The organism is Massilimicrobiota sp. mt181, assembly GCF_055420065.1.
Genome location: NZ_JBVAYN010000009.1, coordinates 22,566 through 38,698, shown reverse-complemented (window position 1 = coordinate 38,698; position 16,133 = coordinate 22,566). Strand labels below are relative to the sequence as shown.

At 29.8% G+C, this 16,133-nt stretch carries 18 protein-coding genes; 11 read left to right on the top strand and 7 right to left on the bottom strand.

The features are described 5' to 3' along the window. Positions 1–44: 44 nt before the first annotated feature. Positions 45–644, top strand: a complete 600-nt coding sequence (locus ACZYT4_RS06750) for a GrpB family protein (RefSeq protein ID WP_463783850.1) — start codon at positions 45–47, stop codon at positions 642–644. 13 nt (positions 645–657) lie between these two features. Here the strand turns inward: ACZYT4_RS06750 and ACZYT4_RS06745 are convergent, their stop codons facing one another. Together ACZYT4_RS06745 and ACZYT4_RS06740 are read right to left on the bottom strand one after the other, a co-directional pair. Then, on the bottom strand, positions 658–921 hold the full coding sequence (locus tag ACZYT4_RS06745; RefSeq protein WP_463783848.1) for a DUF1294 domain-containing protein: 264 nt from the start codon (positions 919–921) through the stop codon (positions 658–660). A gap of 6 nt (positions 922–927) precedes the next feature. After that, positions 928–1,803, bottom strand: coding sequence for a LysR family transcriptional regulator (locus ACZYT4_RS06740; protein WP_463783846.1), 876 nt, complete (start codon positions 1,801–1,803; stop codon positions 928–930). 113 nt (positions 1,804–1,916) lie between these two features. On the opposite strand from ACZYT4_RS06740, the gene ACZYT4_RS06735 reads away from it, so the two are divergent. Further along, entirely contained in the window at positions 1,917–2,924 is a 1,008-nt protein-coding gene (locus tag ACZYT4_RS06735) for a YeiH family protein (protein ID WP_463783845.1), read from the top strand. Positions 2,925–2,929: 5 nt separating this feature from the next. On the opposite strand, the gene ACZYT4_RS06730 is transcribed toward ACZYT4_RS06735, so the two are convergent. After that, positions 2,930–3,352 (bottom strand): DUF2871 domain-containing protein, encoded by a 423-nt coding sequence (locus ACZYT4_RS06730; protein WP_463783843.1) that lies wholly within the window; start codon positions 3,350–3,352, stop codon positions 2,930–2,932. A 197-nt stretch (positions 3,353–3,549) separates the two neighbouring features. Between ACZYT4_RS06730 and ACZYT4_RS06725 the strand changes: the two genes are divergently transcribed. After that, entirely contained in the window at positions 3,550–3,852 is a 303-nt protein-coding gene (locus ACZYT4_RS06725) for a hypothetical protein (protein WP_463783841.1), read from the top strand. A gap of 34 nt (positions 3,853–3,886) precedes the next feature. Here the strand turns inward: ACZYT4_RS06725 and ACZYT4_RS06720 are convergent, their stop codons facing one another. The 3 genes from ACZYT4_RS06720 to ACZYT4_RS06710 form a co-directional block, all read right to left on the bottom strand. Further along, positions 3,887–6,001 carry a sensor histidine kinase gene (locus ACZYT4_RS06720; protein ID WP_463783839.1) on the bottom strand — a complete coding sequence of 705 codons (2,115 nt, stop codon included), beginning with the start codon at positions 5,999–6,001 and terminating at the stop codon, positions 3,887–3,889. Then, positions 5,998–6,708, bottom strand: coding sequence for a response regulator transcription factor (locus ACZYT4_RS06715; RefSeq protein ID WP_463783836.1), 711 nt, complete (start codon positions 6,706–6,708; stop codon positions 5,998–6,000). The genes ACZYT4_RS06720 and ACZYT4_RS06715 overlap by 4 nt, the downstream gene beginning before the upstream one ends. Before the next feature lie 213 nt (positions 6,709–6,921). Further along, positions 6,922–7,509 carry an HD domain-containing protein gene (locus ACZYT4_RS06710; protein ID WP_463783834.1) on the bottom strand — a complete coding sequence of 196 codons (588 nt, stop codon included), beginning with the start codon at positions 7,507–7,509 and terminating at the stop codon, positions 6,922–6,924. A gap of 154 nt (positions 7,510–7,663) precedes the next feature. On the opposite strand from ACZYT4_RS06710, the gene ACZYT4_RS06705 reads away from it, so the two are divergent. Continuing rightward, the gene (locus ACZYT4_RS06705; protein WP_463783832.1) at positions 7,664–8,842 is read left to right on the top strand and encodes a MalY/PatB family protein; all 1,179 of its coding nucleotides are present in this window, start codon (positions 7,664–7,666) and stop codon (positions 8,840–8,842) included. Between the two features lie 25 nt (positions 8,843–8,867). After that, a complete protein-coding gene (ybaK, locus tag ACZYT4_RS06700; protein WP_463783830.1) occupies positions 8,868–9,332 on the top strand; it encodes a Cys-tRNA(Pro) deacylase in 465 nt (154 codons plus the stop codon). Between the two features lie 41 nt (positions 9,333–9,373). Here ybaK and ACZYT4_RS06695 read toward each other — a convergent pair whose 3' ends face one another. Further along, the gene (locus ACZYT4_RS06695) at positions 9,374–10,093 is read right to left on the bottom strand and encodes a metallophosphoesterase family protein (protein WP_463783828.1); all 720 of its coding nucleotides are present in this window, start codon (positions 10,091–10,093) and stop codon (positions 9,374–9,376) included. Positions 10,094–10,371: 278 nt separating this feature from the next. Between ACZYT4_RS06695 and ACZYT4_RS06690 the strand changes: the two genes are divergently transcribed. The 6 genes from ACZYT4_RS06690 to ACZYT4_RS06665 all read left to right on the top strand — a co-directional run bounded on the left by ACZYT4_RS06690 (position 10,372) and on the right by ACZYT4_RS06665 (position 16,122). Beyond that, positions 10,372–12,066: a phospho-sugar mutase gene (locus ACZYT4_RS06690; protein ID WP_463783826.1), complete on the top strand. Its 1,695-nt coding sequence runs from the start codon at positions 10,372–10,374 to the stop codon at positions 12,064–12,066. A 233-nt stretch (positions 12,067–12,299) separates the two neighbouring features. Then, positions 12,300–12,626 carry a hypothetical protein gene (locus ACZYT4_RS06685; RefSeq protein ID WP_463783824.1) on the top strand — a complete coding sequence of 109 codons (327 nt, stop codon included), beginning with the start codon at positions 12,300–12,302 and terminating at the stop codon, positions 12,624–12,626. A 159-nt stretch (positions 12,627–12,785) separates the two neighbouring features. Further along, positions 12,786–13,433, top strand: coding sequence for a helix-turn-helix domain-containing protein (locus tag ACZYT4_RS06680; protein ID WP_463783821.1), 648 nt, complete (start codon positions 12,786–12,788; stop codon positions 13,431–13,433). A 231-nt stretch (positions 13,434–13,664) separates the two neighbouring features. Further along, on the top strand, positions 13,665–15,104 hold the full coding sequence (locus ACZYT4_RS06675) for a hypothetical protein (protein WP_463783818.1): 1,440 nt from the start codon (positions 13,665–13,667) through the stop codon (positions 15,102–15,104). A gap of 27 nt (positions 15,105–15,131) precedes the next feature. Beyond that, positions 15,132–15,449, top strand: a complete 318-nt coding sequence (locus ACZYT4_RS06670) for a hypothetical protein (protein WP_087305482.1) — start codon at positions 15,132–15,134, stop codon at positions 15,447–15,449. Between the two features lie 85 nt (positions 15,450–15,534). Continuing rightward, positions 15,535–16,122: a DUF1349 domain-containing protein gene (locus tag ACZYT4_RS06665; protein WP_463783814.1), complete on the top strand. Its 588-nt coding sequence runs from the start codon at positions 15,535–15,537 to the stop codon at positions 16,120–16,122. Positions 16,123–16,133 lie beyond the last annotated feature (11 nt).

The following is a 16,133-nucleotide window of genomic DNA, read 5'->3' as shown; positions in this document are numbered from 1 at the left end:
CGATGTTATAATAGGATAATCACCAAAGGGGGGGGGAATATGATATGGCAGAATTAACTGATGAATATATTCAAAAGGTTGTTATAAATGGCAATATTGAACATAATCAAACTATTTTATTAAAACCATACGATGACAGATGGCCTGCTTTATTTGAAAGAGAGAAAAACAGAATTTCTAAAATACTCAGAGATCGTGCCTTAATGATTGAGCATATTGGTTCAACGTCTGTTCCGGGACTAACTGCAAAACCAATTATTGATATTTTGTTAGTCGTTGATGATGCGGGAAAAGAAGAACTGTATGTCAATGATTTATGTGAACATGGTTATATCTTACGCATTAAAGAACCAGATTTTGAAAATCATCATATGTTTAAAGGACCAGATACAGATATTAATCTTCATGTTTTTTCTAAGAACTTAAAAGAAATTGAAAAGTATCTTTTGTTTAGAAATTATTTACGTCATCATGATGATGCGAGACAGCTTTACGAGGATACAAAAAAAGAGTTGGCAAAGAAAACATGGAAATATGTTCAAAACTATGCTGATGCAAAGACTGATGTTGTACAAAAGATTCTTAAAGCTGCTATTGAGGAAAACAATCAAAAGGAAAATCAACAGATTGATAATCATTTATGAAGATTTTGAATGATTAATGAAGAAGAGAATGAATATATAATTGATATATGATAACCAATTGAACCAAAAGAATAAAAGGCACTCCCCATACAAAGTACCAATGCTTTGTTTTATGATGAAATAAATACATGCCCATCCATATACCTAGACTGCCACCTGCTAAGCAAAGAAGAAAGAGCCATTTTTCACTGATACGATATCGATGATGAATGGCTTTATTTTTATCTATTTTCATGGTGATGAAAGCAAGTATATTGATTATGAGTAAATATATCATAAACAATCACTCCTTAGGTTGAATCATTGAATAAAATAGTTGTTTGTAAAAATCTTTTTGTATATTTGATTTTAAATAAATGAAATGCATGGGATGAATCATTTGAAAGTTTTGGATATTTAATTGTACTAATTGCTGATTAAGGATTTCATTTTTGACAACGCCAGCATATAAAAAACTAATGGCATTGCTTTCCATAAGCAATGTTTTTATCATAGATAAACTCCCTATTTCCATAGTAAAAGCAAAATGAGATAAGTTATAAATAGTCTGATCTAGATAATTTTCTAGAATTTCTCTTGTACCTGAGCCTCTTTCTCGAATTAATATTGGATAAGAAAACAGTTGATCAAATGTTACAGGATGCTGAGCTAGAGGATGTTGGGGATTTGCGATTGCAATGAAATGTTCTTCTTTGAATAAATGGTGTTCAAAGAGCAATGTATCAAATTGCCCTTCAACAAACGCACATTCGATTTCTCCATCCATCATTTTTTGAATCAGAGTATGTGTATTTGCAACAACGATTTCACAATTTTTTTCTGCTTTAAGAAAGGTATTGGCAATCATATCAGGAATATAGTAATCAGCAATTGATAAAGTAGAACCGATTTTTAATGGTGGCAAACAGCTTGCTAGCTGTTTTTCAAATAAGATTTCATTGTGAATTTGTGACTTTGCATATTGGTATAACAGCTGACCAGCAGTTGTTAGAGAAAAAAACTTTTGGGTATGATCAATAAATACTTGTTGATAATGATTTTCTAATGCTTTAATTTGTTGGCTAACAGCTGGCTGAGTCAGATGTAAGTTTTTAGCAGCTTGGGTATAGTTTTGACATTCAACAACTTCTACAAAAGTTCTGATTTTATCATCAATCATAAAATCACCTCTTTTATATTATAAAATATTTTTATGATAAATAAAATATTATAATTTTAACTTATATACAAAATATGGTAATATGTCGATGATTGAAAAAGGGAGATTGAAAGATGAAGAAAATAAAAGAAATATTACCAGGGTTTATTGTTTGTTTAATAATCGGACTTTTAGCTCAACAAATTGCCAAGTTTTTTCCCAGTATTGGAGCAGCACTTTTTGCAATTGGGATAGGGATGCTTGCTGGAAATACATTTTTAAACAAGGAAGTTTTTAATGTTGGAACGAAATTTTCTGAAAGTCGCTTATTAGAGTATTCTATTGTTTTAACAGGACTCACATTACAATTGGCAGATATTGCAGGAATAGGATTTCAAGGTGTTGGCTTTATTGCTTTGCAGATGACATTCACGATTGCTATGTGTTATTTGATTGGAAGAAGACTTAAGTTTACGAAGAAGTTTTCATTATTGATGTGTGCTGGAAATGCTGTTTGTGGTTCTTCGGCGATTGGAACAGTTTCTCCAATTGTTGAAGCAGATAGTAAAGATAAAGGAATCTCTATTACTATTGTGAATGTCACAGGAACAATCTTAATGGTTGTCTTACCTATTTTGACAGGTTTGTTATATCATCATGAAACACTTCAAACTTCAGCGATGATTGGTGGAACGCTTCAATCTATTGGACAGGTTATTGCTTCAGCATCACTTGTGAATCAGGAAGTCGTGGAATTTGCGACAATCTTTAAGATTGTCAGAATCATTTTTGTTGTTATTGTTGCTTTAACCTATGCCAGAATGAATCTTGATGAACAACAACCACTCTTTGCCAAAAAAGAAGGAGTTACAGCTAAGGTTAAAGCGAAAGTTCCATGGTTTGTGATTGGTTTCTTTATTTTGAGTATCATCAATAGTTTAGGAATTTTACCAGCTGTCATATCTTTGACTGCAAAAACAATCAGTTCACAGTTTGAAATCATTGCTTTAGCAGCAATTGGAATGCGTGTTAAATTTGCTGATTTAATTAAAGAAGGGCCAAAGGCCATGTTATATGGCTGTTTGACAGGAACATCACAAATTATCTTTGCATTTATTTTGATTGCTTTATTATTAAGTTAAAAAATCTATTCAGCTTGAATAGATTTTTTTCTTAGAACCATAAAAAATAATACAAATGAAATAGTTAAGAGTATATGTGATATTCCGGCTATACCAGAAATCATAGCATTTGTTGATGTTGATAAAGGAATATTTAAAACTTGGATGATTCCTCTTGTCATCAACATGATGACAAAGAATGGTAAAGCTATATTGTAGACAATAAAAAACTTTTTAAATAATGGACTTTCTAGTATGTCTTGATTATTTTGAATGAATAATGCCAGGATTAAAAATATAAACACACCTAATATAAACAAATGCGTATGTACAATACTCAATGTTGTTTTTCCAGTAAATTGATTGAGTTTTGTAAATTCTCTATAAAATACTCCTGCAACAAGAGCGGCAATCATATAAATCATAGCAACATTAATTAATTTTTTCATTGCGAAACCTCCCAATTTTATTCTTTGGATATCTTAATACTTAAAAAGAATCCTGTCAATCAAAATGCAAGTATAAAATAAATGAGATTCTCTTATCAGATTTCAATATGATGAATGTCTCTTTAAGGAACAAAGTTAAACATTTGATTTCAAATTATGGGAATTATGATATACTATCCAAAAAGAGGAGGTTCAAAATGATAGAATCAATATTGAGTAATCTAGGTGAAATTTTTTTGGACTTGTTAATAACAAGGTCTTTGAATAAGAAAATTTCTAAGAAAAAACAAGTTTTATCTATAATTGTTTTATTATTCATTGCTATTCTTTATGTTTCTATTTTTGTATTATCATTAAAGATAACACTATCAGCGATTCATAATAATCCATCATTAGCTATAAAAATGGGAATCGTTGATATTATTTTATTTATAATACTTTTAATATATACTCTAAAAATATATCATCAATGGAAAAATAAAAAGAAAAGAGCTATATGAAACAACTCTCAAGTCGTTTCAATATAGCTCTTTTTTATGAACACTTAGGGAAAATAACGATTGTCTTAAATAAATCACCATCAAGTTCTATTTTAAATTGACCACCTTGTAATTCTGTAAAACTTTTGACAATGGCTAACCCTAAACCAGAACCATGTGTATTTCTTGATTTATCTCCTTGAACAAATCTTTCTACAATTTCATTTTCATTAAATGTCATTTCTTCTTCAGATATGTTTTTAAAGATAATTTCTACCTGATTAGGATGATTATGAATATCAATATAAACACGAGTATGTGGTAAAGCATATTTACTGATGTTCATAAATAGATTTTCAAAAATACGATAAGTTTTGGAGCTGTCTAAATGACACATGATTTTTTCTTCGGATGAATTCCATTTCATAAATAGAGATTTCTCATTTAAATTATCCTGACATTCTAATTGGGCTTGTTTAATTAAAGAAACAATATCCATATCAACAAGATTTAATTTAATATCTCCACTATTCGCTTTACTGACTTCAAATAAATCTTCAATTAAATTCTTTAATCTGAATGAATTTCTTTCCAAGATATCTAAATAATGTTGACGATCATTGTCACTGAGATCATTATTTTTTAATAAATCAACATAAGTAATAATAGATGTTAAAGGTGTTTTTAAATCATGTGAGACATTAGAAATCAGTTCTGTTTTCATTCTTTGTGATTTGACTTCTTCCTTGACAGCTTTTTCGAATCCATCTTTGATATTGACAAATTCATCTTTTAAAGGATTAAAAATACCAATATCCTGATTGATCTGTACATCAAAATGCCCATTTGATAACTGTTTTGTTGCTTCTAATAATGTGTGGTAATCATTTTGAATATCTTGAAATTTCTTTTTGATTAAAACAAAGATAATAACAGAATAAATCACTGCAAAGACGATACCAAACACAAAGAAGATGGAACATCCAGCCATTATTAATAAATTAAATAAAACGATTTTTAAGACTGTTTTATTTAAAGAATCATCCAAATCAAAATCAATGACTTTATTCATAATCTGGTGCCCATGAGTCATGAGCCATCCAAGACATGTATTTTCCCAAAAATATTTTTTCAGTCCTTTGTGGAAAAGATATTTCACAAAATAAGTAAAGATTATAAAGAGCAGATAGAAAATAAAGTAATAAACAATATTAATGGCTGGAGTCAGATATGGTCCAGCAACCTCAATACCAAATTGTTGATAAATATATTGGAACTGATCTTGGATTGTTCCTGAAATCAGAATTGCTGTTCCTAGATACATCATAACTGCAATCGTCGACCATATGATGGCTAAAATGGCAAATTTGATATGCATCACAAATGACAAGAAATGACTTTGTTCTAAATATTTCATAGGGATGCATAATGTCACAATACAACAAACCACAATTGCAGTAAAAATATATGGAAGTGAGTAGAGATATAGCTGACTACGTGAAGTACTCATGAGATAAGAACCAATTTGACTTGTCATATGCAACTGATCACTTACTGCAAATGTGATTGTGATATTTTTTAAAGGTTGATAATGAATCGTATCGTTTTCTTGGGTATAGTCATTAAAAAATGTGGTGCTATAAGAGAAAAGTGATTCTAAAGAATAAATGTTCATATTCTCATCATTTGTATTGATAACTTTTGGAACACCGTTTTCATCAAATTCAATTTGCATATACCATTGATATTTGTTTTGTAAATCTTTATTTTGGGCAATTTGTGCAATCTGATCATCGGTATTAGAGAATTGCTTTTGTGATTGATGATTAATAATATGGAAGAAAATATCTTCGTTTTGATGGAGTTCATCCACTTTTTCTTCTATGGTTGATTGAAAATCATAATAATAATCTGTATTGGCCGCATCTTGTGGAGATTGATAATAATCATAAATAGACGCGGATGGGTCTTGACTTTCTTTTAATAGAAAATCAGATGCATAGCTATATTCAACAAGATAAGAAGACATATAATCTGAGATATCTACGCTTTCAAAGTTAGATCTTTGAATGGCCTGAGATATCAGAGGATAACATAAATAGGTGCCGATACTTGCAGCTATCAGAGTTATCAAGATAATAATGCTTGCTAGATGTTTTTTGATTTTCATTGTGAATCCCTGCCTTGTTTTTCAATTTTATATCCAACACCCCAGACAACTTTTAAATACTGAGGATGTTTTGGATCTAATTCTATTTTTTCTCTTAAATTACGGACATGGACCATCACTGTATCTGTGTTAATAGCATCTTCTTTCCAGACACTTTCATAAATATTTTCAGCTGAAAAGACTTTTCCAGGATATTCCATAAGTAATTGTAAGATTTTAAATTCGATGGGCGTAACTTTGATATTGCGATTATCTACACTGACTGTTTTGGTATCTAAATTCAGCTCTAATCCACCAACGGTATAAACATTCTTTGATTTTGTTGATGTCACATCTAAATATTTACGATAACGCCTTAACTGTGATGAAACTCTCGCTAAAAGTTCCATAGGTACAAATGGTTTTGTGACATAATCATCTGCACCAATATTTAAACCAGTCACTTTATCTATATCTTCTGATTTGGCAGATAGCATAATGATAGGAAAATCATATTTTTCTCTCATCTTCATAGTCATTTGAATACCATCCATCACTGGCATCATGATATCGACAATAGCTAAATGAATTGTTTCTTTTTCTACAATCTCTAATCCTTCAACCCCATTATGTGCTTTAAAAACATGATAATTTTGTGTTTTTAAATAAATTTCAATCGCATCACATATTTCAATTTCATCTTCTACAATTAAAATATTATAATCCACAATAAATCCCCCTTACTTGTTCTCCATTATACTTGAATTTCAAAAAGAAAAGTAGAGGACAAAACGAAAGATTTTCTAAAGATTATAAGAAAGCACTCTTGAGGCTTTATTCCCATCGACAAAAACAGTATAAAATATAAAATGAAAAAGAAAGTTTCTGGAAACCCAAAGAATTTCTAAAGATAAATAAAAAAACAAGCATGTGCTTGTTAGTTACTGATTCTGTTTTCCCTCAATGAAATAAGTAGCTTCCATATCAGCTGTAGATAATGCAAATGCTAGAGGAAACATTTCAAATGCAGCACCTACATTACGGGCATCTTCACTGCCAGAAAATCCCATATGATAACGAATCGCAAAAGCTTCTTCCCTTGTTAGACGCATATATCCACTAATCATATAAACACTTTTTTCGCCATGGCCATAGGGCAAAGTATCATGAAATTCATATGTAGGCACTTGTATCCATTGTCCATTTTCTTTGACATTTCTAGTTCCTTTTTTATAGCAGTTAATTTTACATAAATCATGTAACAACGCCACAATCGCAATTGTTTCTTCGCTATAATCAAGATGATAAGTTTGCTGAACACGTTCTCGTGATAGATAATCTTTTAAACAATCATAGACATTCAAGCTATGTTCTAAAAGTCCTCCCTCATAGCTTCCATGATATCTTGCGCTTGCGGGAGCTTCAAAAAAATCAGAATTATGGCTAGAAAGAAATTCTAAGAGTTTATCACTACCTTGGCGATGAATCTTTGTTTTATAAATTTCAATAAATCTTTCCTTGTTTGTCATTTTCTCACATCCTTGTTTTTATTATAACAAATAAATAACATATGTGAAAACATTGATCATAAAAATAAGTTTAATAAAAAGAGACCACATTAACTATAAAAATGATATAATCTTTGCAGAGAACTGTTTTTGTTGTTTAGGGGAGGAAGAGAAAATGAAACATGATTTTAATTTGATGCTAGAAAGAAGATATAATGGGTCAATGAAATGGGAAGCTTCCTATATTAATAAAAGATTCCAGACACATTTCACTGATGAAGATAAGTTTTATCCGTTATTTATTGCTGATATGGATTTTACAATGGATCAGGGAATAAAAGATAAGCTTATGGAGTTTGTTGGCGCTGGAGATTTTGGATATTTTCATGTTCAGGATAGTTTTTATACAAGTATTATCAAATGGCATGAAGATATTCATCATACACATATTCAAAAAGAGTGGATTACACCATCCATTGGAACTATTACATCGTTGCATTTATTAAGTGATTTATTTTCTAAAGATAAAAATATATTGATACTGACACCCGTATATGGACCATTTTATAGTTGTGCGCAGTTAGGAAAGGCCCATACGATGCCGCTTACATACTGCAACCATGAATATGTGATTGATTTTAAAAAATTAGAAAAGACTTTTCAGGAAAAGCATATCCATACTTTATTGTTTTGTAATCCACATAATCCCGGAGGAAAAGCATGGTCATATGATGAATTAAATCAACTTGTGGGATTATGTAAAAAATATAATGTGATGATTTTATCTGATGAAATTCATAGTAATATATTGATATCATCAAAACCATTTGTTTCTCTTGTTTGCTTCTTTGATCAATATGATAGAATATTTGTTTCCACATCACCTAATAAAACATTTAATATTTCGGGTTTATCAACTTCATATACAATCTGTTCAAATGAAGACCTTAATCAACAGTTCAACAATTATCTATCATCATTACATATTGGGGCACAACGATTAGGTATTTATATGATAGAAACAGTTTATAATGAAGGAAGAAAGTGGTATCAGGGACTTCTTGAATATTTACGAAGAAACATTGAAATGACAATATTTTTATTAGAGACAACGGATATGGAAGTGATGAAACCTGATGCTGGATATTTAATATGGATTCATTTGCCTAAAGTGAAAAATATTGATCAATTTATAATGGATTTAGCAAATCAGACACATGTGTTATTAGAAACGGGAAGTCGTTTTATAGAAAATAATGAAGGATGGCTACGTATTAATACAGCCACAAATCATGATTTATTAAAAGAAGCTATTGAAAAATTGATGGAATTTTATAATCATTATGAAATGTGATAAGATAACTATATAGGTGATATATATGAAGAAAACAAATGCATTAAGAATTTTAGATCAGTTAAAAATCAATTATCAGGTGAAAGAATATGAATATGAAGATAATCATGTGAGTAAAGACCATATTCTTCATAGTGGATTACAACCACAGCAGATTTATAAAACCATTGTTTTAAAAGCAACGCATGGATATATTGTATGTTGTATTCCTGTATTAGAGGAAATAGATTTAAAAAAGTTGGCAAAGGCAAGTGGAAATAAGAGTGTTGAAATGTTGCATCAAAAAGATTTATTGCCATTGACAGGTTATATGCGAGGTGGATGTTCACCAATTGGTATGAAGAAGAAATTTCCAACTTATTTTCAAAATGATATTTTGCAGTTAGATGAAGTGGCTGTTAGTGCCGGAAAAAGAGGTATGCAGGTTGTTTTAAAACCACAGGATTTAATTGATTGTGTAGATGGTCAATGTGTTGACGTGATAAGATAAAAACAAGGAATTTTGTATGATTTATACAATCCTTGTTTTTTTTATTGATGAGTTATTTCAATGATTTTATCGTAAAGAATATGAATATTTCCAATGTCTTTGTTTATATGATAATGTCCCAGATACCAATCCTGAAATTGTGTCGTCTTTTTAATAAAGTATAAGACGCTATGAATATCTTCATGTTCCTCATCATAAACATGCATATCACATAGATCATAAAATCCTAAATATTCTTTAATATCACGAGGTGCATCATGACTTAAAATAATATCGACCTGATTATGATATCGTTTGAGGTTATCTAAAGCATTGTTGACTTCTTGATGTGTTGGCAATTCATCTTTCCACCATGAGATACCTTCTTTTCTATAAACACGATCAGTTGAATAGCCACCACCTAATGCTAAGAAAGTTTTGCCATTAAGAACAAAGATTTCACCACGCATTAAATGAAAAATACTGTTATTGGTTTTATGAATACGTCCACCATGCCAGTTTTCTATAGGATATGTTTTTAATAAATCATGATTTTCATGATTACCATCAATCCATAATGTTGTCCATGGTTGTTCATCAAGCCAGTTTTGCCACCAATGGTCAGATTTTGCTAATTCACCACCCCAGACACAGCCAAAATCACCGCAAATAATCACATAATCATTTTTCGTCAGTTTTTTTCCTTCAGGAAAATATTTTCTGGATAATTTTTGAATATCATATGATCCATGTGTATCACCCGTTATAAAGATTCTTGACATCGTCTAACCTCACTTTCTTTTGATAATGATATCATGTTAAATAGGCTTACGATAAGAAAAATGTTATTTTTATTATATTCTATATTGTTGATTTTATTTTTATGATTGAATATTGACTATTAAACGTCAAAAAGTACATAAATAAACAAAAAAATGATAGTGTTGATATTTATTTTTGAAGACTATGATTTTTCAAATGAAAATGTTTACATTTCAAAGTGAGTTTTTATAGCGTTGATATTTAAGATTTGGTATAATAAAAATAGAGGTGAAACAATATGGATTATAAAGCAAATTATGAAAGATGGTTAAATCATCCAGGAATGGATGCAGCCACAAAAATGGAATTAACAAATATGGGAGAAAAGGAAAAAGAAGATGCATTCTATACAAATGTTGAGTTTGGTACTGCTGGAATGAGAGGTATTTTGGGACCTGGAACAAATAGAATGAATATTTATACAATTAGAAAAGCAAACGTTGGCTTTGCGAAATATGTATTGGGATTAGAAAATGGAAAAGAAAGAGGTGTCGCAATTGGATACGATAACCGTCATATGTCTTATCGTTTTGCGATTGAAAGTGCTAAGGTTTTAGCAACTTATGGTATAAAGTCTTATATTTTTGAAAGTTTAAGACCAACACCTGAATTGTCTTTTGCAGTTAGATATTTAAAATGTGCTGGTGGAATTATGATTACTGCATCACATAATCCTAAAGAATATAACGGATATAAAGTTTATGATGATACAGGATGTCAGTTGATTCCTGAATGGGCTGATGAAGTCGTTAAATATGTTAATGAAGTTGAAGATGAATTAGATATTCATGTCTGCAGTGATGAAGAAGCTTATCCATATATGACATGGATTGGAGAAGAAGTCGATGAAGCTTATTATAAAGCTGTCATGAGTATTGAAATTAATCCTGGTATGGATAAGAGTGGATTTAAGATTGTGTTTTCTCCACAACATGGAACAAGCAATATCCCTGTGAGAACTTGTTTAGGACGTTTAGGATATGATGTTGTGCCAGTATTAGCACAATGTGCACCTGATCCAGATTATACAAATACAAAATCTCCTAATCCTGAAGTTGATGTCGCATATGAACTAGCTATTATTAAAGCTAAAGAAGTTGATGCTGATGTTGTTGTTATTTGTGACCCTGATGGAGACAGATTAGGTGTTGTGGCAAAACATGATGGAAAATATGTATTGATGAGTGGTAACCAGTCTGCTGCTGTTTATCTTGAATATATTTTAAGTCAAATGAAAGAAAAAGGAACATTACCTGATAATGCTGTTATGTATAATACTATTGTAACTTCTGATTTAGGTGAATTGGTTGCCAGAAGCTATGGTGTTGATGTAGAAAAAACATTAACTGGATTTAAATTTATCGGAGATAAGATTCGTAAATATGAAAAAACTGGAGAAAAACAATTTGTCTTTGGTTATGAAGAATCTTATGGATGCGTTGTTAAAGACTTTGTTAGAGATAAAGATGCAGTACAAGCTGTCTTAACTGCTGCTGAAGCTGGTAACTACTATAAGAAACATGGTAAAGATTTGATTGATGTATTAAATGAATTATATGCAAAACATGGAGCATTTAAAGAAAGTCAAATTGCTTTATCTAAAGCTGGAGCTGCAGGTGCTGCAAGAATTAAAGAAATTATGGATAATTTAAGAAAAGATGCACCAAGTGAAATTGGTGGCGTTAAAGTTGTTGCTGTTGAAGATTATCAAACAAGTATCAGAACTGAAAATGGAAAAGAAACAGCTATTGATTTACCAAAATCAAATGTATTGAAATATTATTTAGAAGATGGTTCTTGGATTGCTGCTAGACCTAGTGGTACTGAACCAAAATGTAAATTCTATTTCTCAATCAAAGGTGCAACTGTTGATGATGCTGCAAGCAAAACAGAAGTCTTCCAAAAAGATATGATGAATATTATTGGTGAATAATAAAAAAAGAGGCATGTAATCGCTAGAGTAAAATTACTCTATTTCGTTACAGCCTCTTTTTATTTTTTATACAATGATATGAAGTAGTATATAGACTAAAAAATAAAATTAAGACACAAAAATAATGAGATACACCATCATATTTTTTATGTGATGCCCTATATAGATTGTGATTATTGATTGAAAATGTCATAATATTATTAAAGACAGAACTGTAAATAGGAGGAATATTTATGTCAGTAGAAAGAGGTGTAGCCATTGCTATTGGTTTTATGATGATTTGTGTATCAATCTATTATTATTTTTCTAAGAAACCAGTGACTATATATAACAATTCAAATCCGCCAAAAATAGATCAGATAACGAATATTCGATCATATAATCATGCAACATCACGTTTGATGTTGATTTATGGTATGGTTTTCATTTTTGAAGGATTGATGATTCATGGCAAGTTAATCTGTTTCTTTCTTGTTATTTTGACAGTCATGCCAGGAATAATCATAGTCATAGCTATCTATGAAAGTGTTATTTTAAAAAAATATTTAAAAAGACGATAATGAGAATGAAAAGTTTGCATGTAAAAAAAGAATATAAAAGATAACACAAGAAAAATTATGATGTCATGATTTTTTTCTGAAAATATCCTAACCCTTGAAATGTTTCCTGTTCATTATTTTTATATCACATTATAATAAATATGAAGGGAGAATGGTATTATGGATCAAGAAAAAATAGGAAGATTTATTGCTGAATTAAGGAAAGAAAATAGTTTAACCCAAAAAGAATTGGCAGAAAAACTAAGTGTATCTGATAGAACTGTGGGGAACTGGGAAAGGGGCAGAAATCTACCCGATCCTTCATTGTTCGTTCCATTATGTTCGATATTAGGTATAACCCTAACTGAATTATTCAATGGAGAAAGAATTGAAACAGAACATATTATTGAGAAAACAGATGAAGTATTAACAAATGTTATTGAAGAGAATAAAATGTATAGCGTTATACTCATTATTTCTTCAATCATAATGAGTATAAGCATAGTCATATTTTTTATTCCAGTATTGATGGCGTTAGATAAGACACCATCTATCATTATCATATCGAGCGGTTTATTTTTACTGATGCTAGGTTGGTCATTAAAACTGACTGTATGGAAAAGAAAAAATAATAAGGTTATAGAGAATACTGGAATGGGATTTTCTAGTGCATTGACATTAGTATTCATTACTTTAAAACTGACAAACTATATTAACTGGCCATGGATATGGGTGTTTTCACCATTATGGATTGGTATAGGTTTAATAATACTCTTTTTTATGGTAATACTGATAATTGGAAGAATAAAAAAAGGAAAATGGTGGTAGCTTTTATGTAACAATAATAATGACTGTTATTTTATCAATAAAATGTATATGGAATAGATTGATAGTATGCTATTTGAGGAGTTTCATAGATATATGAAGACTCTTTTTTTGTTGTTATAGGATTTTATGAAATCAAGAGAAGATATTTATTATAAAAAATTGCTTTTAGCATATAAAAATAATTTGCTCTATGCTATACTTTTATATATCCTATATGAAAGGAGACAGCCTATGGGCACATTTATTAATATTGTTGATAAAAGTCGAGGTATACCAAAAGAAAAGCAAGAAGAATTTAAAGAAAGATTGATAACATTGTTTCGTCAAGGAGGTATGATGGAACAACACATACAGTCATTATTTGGTAAAAAGATCATCACAATCAATCCAGTAAAATATGATAAATATCAAAATATTGATTTTATCTATAATTATTTTGAAGACTCATTATGGGAAAACTCTGGTTTTAATGGGAAGACTGGTCATGTTTATTCACGTAAAGTAGGATGGAGTTTTTTTAATTTTGTCATGGAATCAGCATATGTATTAGAAAGTTTATACAGTGATGGTGATTTTGTTATTCTTGAAAATGGCAATCCATTAATAAATGAAGAAAGAGATTGTATTGCCTGGATTAATTCATTGTTTAATGAAAACTATGCCTGGAAAAACTGGGATTTTATTAAAGTATGGAATTTAATAAAAAGTGATGAAAATGATTATGATACATATTTGAAAAGATATAGAGGATTTGGTTATGAATATGATCCGTTTGTACCATGGTTAGAAATGCGAGCATTAAAATATGGAATTAATAATATGAGGGAAGATGTGGATGAAGAGAATCAGGAGTTTGTTGATAGACTGATATTTTTTTCACAAAAAAATAAAGAAGCAGTTCAAAGTTTTAAAGACAATAGTACAGAAACAGAAAAACAACAAATCCAAAGATTGATTCATATGATAAATCACTTTATAAATCATCATGATGAAGATTATCCAAAAGAGAAAAGCTTGTTTAATTTTGTAGTATCATTAATATGGATGGATTCTCCTCATTTAGCACTTTTGTCTATATCAGAAGTTTATGGCGTTGATTTTTTTGAAATATATCAGTTATTAGATCATTATGATAGTGTTATTATTTCTGGAATGAAAGATATGATGTGTTCTGTTTCTGCTAGAGAATTATCAGATTTTTTTGATATTTATCCAGAAAATATGATTTATTTTTGGAAAGAAAGTCAGTTTAAATCAATACCTTCTCATCTTAAAGATTGGTTTTTGCAATTAAAAGAAATGTATGATCATTATATGCAAAACTCAATAGATATAGAAAATCCACTTTTATGGATTATGGACATGCTTGTTTATGCTGAAAATAATTATTACCAAATTTATGTATTTTCTGATTTTTTTGAAGAAAGTATTGAAAACATAAATGATCAAAGATATCTGATATTATGGAAAATATTTGAAGATATGATTTATAATGAAAAATTTTATAAAATAGGAGAAGTCATATTTGAATCAGAAAATAAAGAATACCTTAATAATGATTGGACGCTCATGTCTAAAGATAAAAAATGGAATAGCGCAAGATTGAAATTAAGAGGATATTTAGGACTGATTGCTAATAAAGAATTGAGAAAAAAAGTATTTGGTTTTTAATAAAAATAAAAAGGAGATCTGATAATCATGAAAAATTATCAAGAAAAGATGTTGAAACTTCAAAAAGAACTTCTGGAAATTGAAAAAGATAGAATGAAAGGGAATCAAGGATATTCTATAAAAGAAGTTGTTCAAATGATGGATAACGCTATTAATGAAAAAGTAGATGCTGTTTTTATAAATATAGAAGTATCTGAAAGAAAAGAACAGTTACTAGATTTACGTGTAAGTGTCTTAGAAGCTGAAGAAGAAAGACTAAATGGAGAGTGTACAATAAATATTTCTGAAGCTAGAAAAGCTCTTGTAAATAGAAGAAACATATTACGTATAGATAATAATCAATAGAAAGAGGTGGCATTGTCATCTCTTTCTATATATAATAAATTTAGTGTATATATTAGATGAAGTTAATGAAGGGAGAAGGTAAACAATGGAATTTGATTTTAACAAATTAGAATGGACTAGGGAACCTCAAAAATATGATATTCAAGATGAAAAGATTATCATAACAACAGAACCTGAAACAGATTTATGGCAAAGAACATATTATGGTTTTAGAAATGATAATGCTCCTGTATTACAGATGAAAACAAGTGAAAAATATTTCTCATTTATTGTGAAAACTGAATTTAACAGTAAAAGAAGATTTGATCAATGTGGCGTTGTCATGTATTTAAATAGTGATAACTGGTTAAAAGCTTCTATTGAATATGAAAATGAAGAGTTTCAAAGACTAGGGAGTGTTGTAACGAATCGTGGTTATTCAGATTGGGCCACAACAGACATTGATGCTTCTATTCATTCTATGTGGTATCGTTTGAGTCGAAGAGAATCAGATTACTGTATTGAATGTTCAACTGATGGAGTTCATTTTAAGCAGATGCGTATTTGTCATATGTGGGAAGGGACAGATGAAATTGAGTTTGGTATTTATGCATGTTCACCAGAAAACTCATCTTTTGATGCTGTATTCTCTCATATGGAAATGATAGAATGCCAATGGCAAAAACATCAATAAGGAGGAAAATG